We start from the raw sequence: 9688 nt of genomic DNA, 5'->3' as shown, positions 1-9688 counted from the left end.
CTGATTGACGAACTGGGCGAGGCCGATGGTGCCACCGGCGCCGGGAACGTTGGTGACCTGCACATTGCCGGAAATGCCTTCGGCCTGCAGGGCCTCCTGCATGGAGCGTGCGGTCTGGTCCCAGCCGCCGCCGGGGGCAGCAGGGGCCATGATGGTGTAGTCAGCGGCGAAAGCGGGAACAGCCATAGCGCCAGAAATCAGCGCGGCCAAAAGCAGCTTGTTCATAAGTCCTCCCATGTCATATCCGGAACGTCTTTGCGTTCGTGAGCAGGGAGAATAGGGCACGTCCCTGTCACCGTCCTGTCAGCAGGGCGCGTGCGCCATGCGACTTTGGTTCAGTTGGATATTTCGCCATCAGATTGCGCCAGTGGGGCAACAATTGCAACGGTGTCCGGGCGCCATGTCTCAAGCGGAGTAGCGCTCCATGACACGGTCGTCCGTGTTCTGCGCAAACATGGAGAGCAGCTGCGTGGTGTCCTCGAAAGAGCCTGCCCGGGAGAACAGGTAGCCCTGCCCCATGGTGCAACCCAGCTCCGACAGCATGCTGGCCTGGGCGGTGGTCTCGATGCCTTCGGCCACCAGGCGCATGTCCAGCTTGCGCGCGATATCGATGAGGGAGCCGACTATGACGTCGCTGGCCCTGTCGGTGCCCAGCCGGGCAACGAAGGAGCGGTCGATCTTGATGATATCGACCGGAAAGCTGAGCAGATGGGTGAGTGAGGCAAAGCCGGTACCGAAATCGTCGAGGGCGACGAGCAGGCCGCGCTGGCGCAGGGCGCCGACAGCCTTGGGCACCATCTGGTCGCCACCGCCCATATAGACCGATTCATTGACCTCGAGGATAATGTGCTTGAGCGGCACGCCAGCGCGATCGAAGGTATCAACAATGCGCGACTCCAGATCGCCGCGCTGGAAATCGCCCGTGGTGACATTGATGCCGACATGCTGGAAAGGAATGCCCAGATCGAGCCAGTGGCGGATGTCGGCGGCGACCTGGGTCAGCATCTGGCCGGTTAACTGCCAGGCGATGCGCGGATCGGCCAAGGCGGCGTGGAACTCGCCGGCCGAGGCGATGCGGCCATCCGTGCGACGCATCCGTGCCAGGGCCTCGACCCCCACGATTTCGGCCGTATCGAGCCGCACGATCGGCTGATAGTGCGGGATGATGCGCCCCTCGCTTATCGCCTGATCGACATTGCGCACCATATTGGCGCGCTCCAGCATCGAGGTGCGCAGGCCGGGTACGAAGCGCACATAACCGCCGCGACGGGTTTCCTTGGCGTGATAGAGGGCGAAATCGGCGTTCTGGCTCAGCGACGCCTCATCGACACCGTCAGGACCGAAGAGGGCGCCGCCGATGGTGATATGGGGATCGATGGTCTGCTCACCCTCTTGGATCAGTCCGCGCGCCGCTACCAGCATATCGGTCGCCGCATCCTTGAGCGCGGCATCGGAATGGCAATCGGCGACCAGCACGGCAAATTCGTCACCGCCCAGGCGGCAGGCGGTCAACGCGGGGTGGCAGCCGGCGATGCGTTTCGCCACGGTGCGGATCAGCATGTCGCCGAATACATGCCCGACGGTATCGTTGACCAGCTTGAGATGATCGATATCGACCAATAGCAGGCCGAACGGCTCGTCCATGTGGATAGCGCGGCTCAGCAACTCGTTGAAATGGCCACGATTGGGCAGGCCGGTGAGGGCGTCGAAATAGGCCAGGTGATGATTGCGCTGGTTGGCCTGGTCGTGCGCTATGGCGATGGTGCAAAGATGCACACATGTCTGCACGATGCTGCGCTCCATCGCGTCGGGCCCCCGACAGCTGCGATAGTAAAAGGCAAAGGTCGCGACGACGCGGCCGTCATGGTCGCAAATGGGACTGGACCAGCAGGCGCGCAGGCCGAGCGGTTCAGTGAGACCGCGGAAATCATCCCAGAGTGGATCGGTTGCAATATCGGTGACCATGATCGCTTCATTGAGAAACGCTGCCGTGCCGCAGGAGCCGATGCGGGGACCGATGGCCAGGCCTTCCAGGGCGCTGGAGTAGCTCAAGGGCAGGCTCGGCGCCGCCAGCGGATGCAGGATGCCTTCTGCATCGACCGTAAGAATCGAGCAGATCGCATCAGGCGCCAGCGCCTGAGCCCGCCGGCACAGCAGATCGGCGACCACCACCAGCGGTTCGCCGCAGGCAACCGCTTCCAGGACTTCCGTCTGGAGCTGCAATAGCAGAGCGCTATCCGTGACCATCAACCCACCTCACACCCGGGCCCAGCATAGCCCGAGCCGATGAAGCGGGTGTTCCGAAGATAGCTGGAATTGCTGGCGTCGCAGCAACCACTCGTTAAGCCAAAGGCTATGGCCTGGCAGAAAGAACGAATGCATGGAAATTGTGGTGCCCGGGACCGGAATCGAACCAGTGACACGCGGATTTTCAATCCGCTGCTCTACCAACTGAGCTACCCGGGCAATGGGGCGGAAAGGTCCGCCCGGCGACAAGCCACGGGCCTTATAGGTGATGGGTTTTGCCCGTGCAAGCGGGAAAAGGGCATGTGGAAAAGGAGTTTGCCACGGGAGGCGGCAGGACGGTAACACACAACACAAGACAAGGCCCCCTCACCCGGCGCTACGCGCCGACCTCTCCCCCAGAGGGAGAGGTAAGGGCTAGATATTATCGTCTTCGTCGTAGTCGGGGATAACATCGTCGCCGTCACCGGTTTCCGGCTCATCGTCGCGGGCGGGGATGACGTAGCTGCCGGTCAGCCAGCGGTTGAGGTCGACATCGGCGCAGCGCTTGGAGCAGAAGGGCTTGAATGCCTCGACGCTGGGCTTGCCGCAGATCGGGCATTTCCGCTCGGCGACCATCAGACGCCTGACAAGGTGGACTGGTTGAGCCAGTTGAAGTGGACCGGATAGCCCTCGCCGGCAAGAAGCTGGGCGGTTTCCATCAGCGGCAGGCCGACGACGCCGGTATAGGAGCCCGAGAGCTTGACCACGAAGGCGCCGGCAATGCCCTGGATGGCGTAGCCGCCGGCCTTGTCGCGCCATTCGGCGCTGGCCAGATAGGCTTCCATCTCGCGGGTGGAGAGGCGCTTGAAGCGGATGCGGGTCTCGACCAGACGCTGGCGCTTGGCGCCGGAAGGCGTCAGCACGGTCAGCGCGGTATAGACGCGATGGGCGCGGCCGGAGAGCAGGCGGAGGCATTCGGACGCCTCCTCCATGGTCTCGGCCTTGGGCAGGATGCGGCGGCCCACTGCAACCACCGTGTCGGCCGCCAGCACCAGCGCCCCGCTACCGAAGCCGGCAGAGCGGGCCTTATGCTGGGCGGTCAGCGCCTTGAGGTCGGCCAGACGGATCGCCAGCTTGCGCGGCAGTTCGCCCTTTTCGGGCGTCTCATCGACATGGGCCGGCACCAGATGCTCGGGCTCGATGCCGATCTGGTTGAGCAAAGCGAGCCGGCGCGGGGAGGCGGAGGCCAGAATCAGATCGGGCCTTGAGGCCATTGTGAGATCGAGCTCCGTTTAAACAGACGGCCCTTCGCATGGCTCGGGCGTTCGTCGCTCAAAACGATCCACTGGATCGTTTTGTCCGCCCTGCGGGCGGTCGCGCCAAACCTACTTGAAGCGGTAGGTGATGCGGCCCTTGGTCAGGTCATATGGCGTCATTTCGCACAGGACCTTGTCGCCGGCCAGGACGCGGATGCGATTCTTGCGCATACGGCCGGCGGTGTGAGCAATAATCTCGTGCTCGTTTTCCAACTTGACGCGGAACGTCGCATTGGGAAGCAATTCTGTCACCACGCCCGGAAATTCGAGCACTTCTTCCTTCGCCATACTGTCTCCTGAAGGACCCATGGGGCATTGATTTGCCGGCCGGGGGTCGGAAATTGGCCGGAACCTACTTCAATTCAATGGATTTGTGAACCACCGGAAACCAGCGGCTCAAGGCGCTCGCGCACCCGCTTCCTGAGGCTGTCGCGCAACGCGCGATAAGCGCCCAGAATGACCTCGCGGCTGCCTTCCACCAGGGACGGATCGGACACCTGCCAGGATTCAACGGCACCGGCTTCCAGGCCCTTGCGGGCCACGGCTTCCAGGGCGTCGTCGGAAAGGGTGATGACCAGATCGAAGCGGTTGGCAACGAGCTCGTCCAGGATATGGGGCGTATGCACGCTCATATCAATGCCGATCTCTTCCATCACCTCATGCACGAACTGGTCGGCCTTGCCGCCATTGACGCCGACCGAGCGGGCGATGATGCGGCCGGGAAAGGCCTGGCGCGCCAGGGCTGCGGCGATTGGCGAGCGCACCGAATTCATCGAGCAGACGAAGAGTACGGTGGGCAGCTCGCTTTTGCTCTCGTCGATGCGGCTGGCATAGGGCTGTACGGCGCAGATCAGCGTGAACAGGCGCCGGGCGGTGTTGAGATCGATGATCAGCTTGTTTTCGAGCCGGGTACGCAGCAGCTCGGCGGCCTCGTTGTGCATGCCGCGGCGAGCCATGTCGACGGTTTCGATCTGGAAGGGCTGGGCCGAGCGGATGGCCTCGTAATAGGCGTCGCGGATGCGGAAATAGTCGCGGATGAGGCGGCGGAACGGAGTCAACGACAGATAGTGCGCCGCGATGGGCTGGAAAGTCTCTGGATGGCGCACGTCGAGTACGATGGAATTGCCGACGATGGACATGTGGAGCGCGAACGGTCCCCTGGCGGCGACGCGCGCCGGGCGGAAGCTGTTGTCTTCGAGCAGGTCATAAATGGCGATGCGCCATTCATGCACCTCGTCGGGATTGATCGAGGTGATGGTATTGGGGTCGAGCGTGACGGTGACCAGGCGATCGGTATCTTCTGCCCGGGTCTCTGTCCCCATCGAAATGCTCACCGGTTGAGCCGGATGGAAATCGACCGCCCATGGCCGTCGAGCGCTTCGACTTCGGCCAGGGTTACCGCCGCCTCGCTGAGCGCAGCGAGCGAGGACGGGTCGCAACCCAGGATGGAGGTGCGTTTCATGAAATCGAGGACCCCGAGGCCCGAGGCAAAGCGGGCCGAGCGGGCGGTGGGCAGCACGTGGTTGGAACCGCCAACATAGTCGCCAATGGCCTCGGGCGTGTGGTGACCGAGGAAGATCGCGCCGGCATGGCGGATGGAGGCTAGAAGCGACTGCGGATCGTCGATGGCCAGTTCGACATGCTCGGAAGCGATGCGGTTGGCGAGCGCAGCGGCCTCGGCCATGGAGGCGACAGTGATGATGGCGCCGAATTCGTCCCAGCCTTCGCGGGCGATGGCTTCTTTCGGCAGCAGAGAGAGCTGGCGATCGACCTCGGCTGCCACAGCGTCGGCAATCCGAATCTCTGACGTGACGAGGATGGACTGGGCCCCGCCGCCATGTTCGGCCTGGGCGATGAGGTCGGCGGCGATCCAGGCGGGGTTGGCCGAACCGTCGGCGATGACCAGAACCTCGGACGGACCGGCGATGGTATCGATGCCCACCTGACCGAAGACCTGGCGCTTGGCGGCTGCGACATAGGCGTTGCCCGGACCGATAATCTTGTCGACGCGGCCGACAGTTTCGGTGCCATAGGCCAAAGCTGCGACGGCCTGCGCGCCGCCGATGCGATAGATCTCGGTGACGCCGGCTAGCTTTGCGGCCAGCAAGATGGTGGCGTTGATCTGGCCGCCCGGGGTGGGAACGACCAAGGCGATGCGCTCTACTCCGGCCAGCTTGGCAGGCACTGCGCCCATCAATACCGTTGAGGGATACCAGGCGAGCCCGCCCGGTACGTAGATGCCGACGGCATCGATGGCGGTCCAGCGCGTGCCGAGGGTAACGCCGAGCGCGTCGGTATAGATGTGATCGACCGGCATCTGTTTTTCGTGGTGGGCACGAATGCGATCATGCGCGGTCTGGAGGGCGGCGCGGACCTCCGGGGAAACGCGGGCGGCGGCCTGGTCGATCTCGGCTTCGCTGACGCGCAGGTCCGCGGCGGTGAAATGAGTGCGATCGAATTTGTTGGTCAGTTCGACCACGGCCGCGTCGCCACGGGTGCGGACATCGGCGATGATGCGGGCGACGGTGTCGTTGACGTCCTGACTGGACTCCCGTTTCCCGGCGAGCAGGTCCTGGAAGCGCTGCTCGAAATCGGCGTCGGCGCTATCGAGGCGAATAGGCATCAGATGTCCTTAGTCGAGGGCGTGGGCGGGCTTGGTGGAGGCTGCCCAGGTGGCGCCGAGATCGGAAAGGCGGGCTTCGAGACATTCGACGCCAAGGCGCACGGTGCCGCCGCCCGAAAAGCTGAGCTCGACAATGCCGGCAGGCCCATCGATGGGCATGAAGGTGACCGCCAGCAGTTCGAGCACACCCTCTGGCGCGGCGGGATCGAAGCCGTTGGTGACGACGGATTGGACAGAGTCGAAGTGGAGGGCTGCCCGCTTGCGGACACCCTTGTCGCGGCGGCCCTTGCCGGATTCCCAATCGAAGCGGTTCATCAGCAGCGCAAAGCGGCGGTCGCCGCGCGCATAGCCCATGTCGGCGACGCGCACGACGGCGTCCTGCACATGGGTGGAGATAACTTCGAGGTCTTCGGTATCAAGCGCGAGAAGTTTCAGGTCGGTCATAGCTGGTCGGCCCTTGGCAATGGAATGACCGTATCTGGTCAACCCAACCCCGATCTACAAGTTTGGCGGCATGGGGGCAATGCGGCCACGCAGAAAAGGACGTGCGGAAGCGCCGCCTGGGTCGCGGTTGTCGATAGAGAGACGGACCCCGAGGCGGCTTTCGCCTCTGGTAAATTAAAATGAGACGACAACCGCCTCGGGGCGCCGGGATTTATGGCGCGCGGACTCTGGCCGGGCCTCGCCCGACACTTCCGCTTGCCCGAGCAGAGGCACGACCCTCTACCCCCCGACTGTCGCTGCGCCATTGGCCGTGCACGCCGTCTCCGCGCAGCAATGGGGGAAATATAGGCGGGGTCGGAGGGGCGGGGATAAGTGGGGAATTAGGCCCGATCGGCGAACGATAGTGGAGGCTTTAGCCCCTCCCCCTTGTGGGGAGGGGTGGGGGTGTCGAGGGTCCACCAAACACCGGGCTTGTGGAGGTCCCGACACCCCCACCCTAGATCCTTCTCGCCTAAAATCGCTCCACCGGAGCGCTTTTACCTTCGGCCGGCTCGAAGCCCACAAGGGGGAGGGAGACGACTGACAATTCCGCGGCATGGTCCACCAGGATCCGCCAATGGGAAAGTGCCGTCCGGTGGGTGAGGGGTGCGATGCTGGGACATTACCGATGCGGCAGCATCGCACCCCTCACCCGGCGCTGCGCGCCGACCTCTCCCCTGAGGGGCGAGGTGAGTAAAGAGCCCTTGGGTCAAGCCCGAGGGTGACGATCTGTGGGTGGCGCGGGATTTGGCGGTCGACACGCTCGCTATCGCCTGCTGTTCGTCGCGACCCCCTCCAGCTCAAATCCTGCGCTTGCAACTGACTGACCAGTCAGTTATTAATAGCACAGGACTGGAGCTGCATGATGAGCGATACATCCAAGAAATTCCGCCGACGGGCCGAGGCGCGGCCGGATGAGGTGCTTGATGCGGCACTGGCGGTGTTTGTGGAGAAGGGTTTCGCGGCCGCTCGGGTGGAGGACGTGGCCAAGCGCGCTGGCGTCTCCAAGGGAACGGTCTATCTCTATTTCTCGTCCAAGGAGGCGCTGATCGAGGGGATCGTGCGGCGGGCGGTGGCGCCGATCGCGCTGCGGGCCCTGCCCGACCTCGAAAAGTTCGATGGCGATCCACGCATGCCGATCACCATGCTGATGATGATACTGATCGAGCAATTGGCGCAGCCCGAAAAGATTGCCGTGCCCAAGCTTATCCTGCGCGAGGTGATGAGCTTTCCCGCCATCGCGACGTTCTATCGCCACGAAGTGCTCGACAAGGTCATACCGGCGCTGACCGGCCTGATCCGGCGCGGCGTGGAAAACGGTACGCTGCGCCCGGTCGATCCCGAACTCACGGTGCGGTCCATTGTCGGGCCGTTGATCGCTCATGTCGCCTTGGGTGAGATTTTCGGCGTCAAGCCGGAGGGCGAAGGGCTGTCGCTCGACCGGCTGGTCGCCAACCATCTCGATATTCTTTTTCACGGCATCAGCGCCGCGCCAGCGGAGGCGAGGCCATGAACGAGTTCTTTGCGGGCATCTTCGCTGCGTTTCTGTCCATTCTGCCGGGCGGGGCGGCGGAGGATATTGGTTTTCCGGGATATCTCGAAGCCGACTATGTCTATGTCGCGCCGGTGAGCCCTGGACGGATTGCCGGGATTGACGTTGCCGAAGGACAGACCATCGCGGTGGGCGATGTGCTGTTTGCGCTCGACGATGCACAACAGCAGGCATTGCTGGCGGCGGCCGAGGCGCGGGTGGCGTCGGCGCGGGCAACGCTGGAAAATCTGGTGACCGGCAGCCGCTCGCAGGAGATCGACGTGATCCGCGCGTCGCTGGGCAAGGCGCAGTCGGACCTGGCGCTGGCGGAAGCCAATTTTGCCCGCAGCGAGAAGCTGCTGGCGGCGGGAGCCGTGCCGGCGGTGCGCGTGGAGCAGGACCGGGCCGCGCTGGCCTCGGCGCAGGCGCAGGTCGAGCAGTTAACGGCGCAGGTGGGCGTGGCGGAGCTGCCGGCGCGCAATGCACAGCAAGTGGCGGCGGAAGCAAACCTGACGGCGGCGGAGGCTGATGCCGACCGGGCGGCGCTCGATCTCAAGGATCGGCAGACATTGGCGCCAATAGCCGGTGTGGTCGATCGACTGTTCTACTCCACAGGCGAGATGGCGGCGGTAGGGACGCCGGTGGTGTCGATTCTGCCGGAGGGGGTGCTCAAGGCGCGGTTCTTCGTGCCCGAGACGGAGCGGGCGGGGCTCGCGGTGGGCGCGACGGTGTCCGTCGGCTGCGATGGCTGCACGGCGATGACGGCGCGGATCACCTATCTCGCTGCCGAGCCGCAGACGACGCCGCCGGTGATCTATTCGCGGGAGGAACGGGGGCGACTGGTCTATCTGGTGGAGGCCGAACTCGATGCGCCCGGCATACTTCGGCCGGGGCAACCGGTGACGGTGAAGCCATGAACGGGCAGAAGGCCATCGATGTGCGGGGGCTGACCAAGAGCTTTGGCGACAAGCTGGTGGTGGACCACTTCGATATCGCCGTGCCGCGCGGCGCCATCTACGGGTTTCTGGGGCCGAACGGCTCGGGCAAGACAACGACCATCCGCATGCTGTGCGGACTGCTGCTGCCCGATGCCGGCGAAGGCACATGCCTGGGGTTCGACGTGCGCAAGCAAGCCCAGGCGATCAAGACCCAGGTCGGCTACATGACGCAAAGGTTCAGCCTCTACGAGGACCTCTCCATTCGCGAGAACCTCGATTTCGTGGCGCGGATGTATGGCGTCAAAGACCGCAAGAACCGGGTGACGGCGGCGCTGAGCGACCTCGGCCTGGCTGACCGGGCGGGACAGATGGCCGGGACGCTTTCGGGTGGCTGGAAACAGCGGCTGGCGCTGGCGGCCTGCCTGATTCACGACCCGCAGCTGCTGCTGCTCGACGAACCAACAGCGGGCGTCGACCCCAAGGCGCGGCGGGATTTCTGGGATGAGATCAGGCGGCTGAGCAAGGCCGGCGTCACGGTGCTGGTTTCGACCCACTATATGGACGAGGCGGT

9 protein-coding genes, 1 tRNA gene and 3 pseudogenes are annotated in these 9688 nt (G+C 64.1%); 3 read left to right on the top strand and 10 right to left on the bottom strand.

Annotation, left to right across the window (positions count from 1 at the left end):
* The 10 genes and pseudogenes from V6M52_RS15315 to V6M52_RS15270 all read right to left on the bottom strand — a co-directional run.
* A pseudogene (locus V6M52_RS15315) lies at window positions 1-225 on the bottom strand (tripartite tricarboxylate transporter substrate binding protein); the annotation flags it as partial.
* Window positions 226-405: 180 nt separating this feature from the next.
* Entirely contained in the window at window positions 406-2247 is a 1842-nt protein-coding gene (locus tag V6M52_RS15310; RefSeq protein WP_332689270.1) for a putative bifunctional diguanylate cyclase/phosphodiesterase, read from the bottom strand.
* A gap of 143 nt (window positions 2248-2390) precedes the next feature.
* Window positions 2391-2466 (bottom strand) — tRNA-Phe (locus V6M52_RS15305).
* A gap of 195 nt (window positions 2467-2661) precedes the next feature.
* Complete coding sequence (gene yacG / locus V6M52_RS15300; protein WP_332689267.1) at window positions 2662-2862, bottom strand: DNA gyrase inhibitor YacG; 201 nt, start codon at window positions 2860-2862, stop codon at window positions 2662-2664.
* Window positions 2862-3500, bottom strand: coding sequence for a Maf-like protein (locus V6M52_RS15295; protein WP_332689264.1), 639 nt, complete (start codon window positions 3498-3500; stop codon window positions 2862-2864). The genes yacG and V6M52_RS15295 overlap by 1 nt, the downstream gene beginning before the upstream one ends.
* 111 nt (window positions 3501-3611) lie before the next feature.
* Complete coding sequence (gene infA / locus V6M52_RS15290; protein ID WP_035082742.1) at window positions 3612-3830, bottom strand: translation initiation factor IF-1; 219 nt, start codon at window positions 3828-3830, stop codon at window positions 3612-3614.
* Window positions 3831-3904: 74 nt separating this feature from the next.
* A pseudogene (locus tag V6M52_RS15285) lies at window positions 3905-4321 on the bottom strand (arsenate reductase/protein-tyrosine-phosphatase family protein); the annotation flags it as partial.
* A gap of 69 nt (window positions 4322-4390) precedes the next feature.
* Window positions 4391-4864, bottom strand: a pseudogene (locus V6M52_RS15280) (UPF0262 family protein); the annotation flags it as partial.
* 8 nt (window positions 4865-4872) lie between these two features.
* Complete coding sequence (gene hisD, locus V6M52_RS15275; protein ID WP_332701634.1) at window positions 4873-6165, bottom strand: histidinol dehydrogenase; 1293 nt, start codon at window positions 6163-6165, stop codon at window positions 4873-4875.
* Between the two features lie 9 nt (window positions 6166-6174).
* Entirely contained in the window at window positions 6175-6609 is a 435-nt protein-coding gene (locus V6M52_RS15270; protein WP_332686642.1) for a DUF2948 family protein, read from the bottom strand.
* A 901-nt stretch (window positions 6610-7510) separates the two neighbouring features.
* Here V6M52_RS15270 and V6M52_RS15265 point away from each other — a divergent pair.
* The 3 genes from V6M52_RS15265 to V6M52_RS15255 all read left to right on the top strand — a co-directional run.
* Window positions 7511-8161: a TetR/AcrR family transcriptional regulator gene (locus V6M52_RS15265; protein ID WP_332701633.1), complete on the top strand. Its 651-nt coding sequence runs from the start codon at window positions 7511-7513 to the stop codon at window positions 8159-8161.
* Window positions 8158-9096: an HlyD family secretion protein gene (locus V6M52_RS15260; RefSeq protein WP_332701632.1), complete on the top strand. Its 939-nt coding sequence runs from the start codon at window positions 8158-8160 to the stop codon at window positions 9094-9096. Before V6M52_RS15265 ends, V6M52_RS15260 begins: the two co-directional genes overlap by 4 nt.
* The coding region (locus tag V6M52_RS15255) for an ABC transporter ATP-binding protein (RefSeq protein ID WP_332701631.1) at window positions 9093-9688 on the top strand (596 nt) is incomplete at its 3' end. The genes V6M52_RS15260 and V6M52_RS15255, both read left to right, overlap by 4 nt.

It is taken from the genome of Devosia sp. (assembly GCF_036676215.1).
GTDB lineage: Bacteria > Pseudomonadota > Alphaproteobacteria > Rhizobiales > Devosiaceae > Devosia.
This window is presented reverse-complemented; position numbering and strand designations above follow the sequence as displayed.

Excerpts from the sequence above, each read along its gene's own strand:
- V6M52_RS15265 (WP_332701633.1), top strand. The coding sequence starts at position 7,511 with ATGATGAGCGATACATCCAAGAAATTCCGCCGACGGGCCGAGGCGCGG.
- infA (WP_035082742.1), bottom strand. The coding sequence starts at position 3,830 with ATGGCGAAGGAAGAAGTGCTCGAATTTCCGGGCGTGGTGACAGAATTG.
- yacG (WP_332689267.1), bottom strand. The coding sequence starts at position 2,862 with ATGGTCGCCGAGCGGAAATGCCCGATCTGCGGCAAGCCCAGCGTCGAG.
- hisD (WP_332701634.1), bottom strand. The coding sequence starts at position 6,165 with ATGCCTATTCGCCTCGATAGCGCCGACGCCGATTTCGAGCAGCGCTTC.
- V6M52_RS15260 (WP_332701632.1), top strand. The coding sequence starts at position 8,158 with ATGAACGAGTTCTTTGCGGGCATCTTCGCTGCGTTTCTGTCCATTCTG.
- V6M52_RS15270 (WP_332686642.1), bottom strand. The coding sequence starts at position 6,609 with ATGACCGACCTGAAACTTCTCGCGCTTGATACCGAAGACCTCGAAGTT.
- V6M52_RS15310 (WP_332689270.1), bottom strand. The coding sequence starts at position 2,247 with ATGGTCACGGATAGCGCTCTGCTATTGCAGCTCCAGACGGAAGTCCTG.
- V6M52_RS15295 (WP_332689264.1), bottom strand. The coding sequence starts at position 3,500 with ATGGCCTCAAGGCCCGATCTGATTCTGGCCTCCGCCTCCCCGCGCCGG.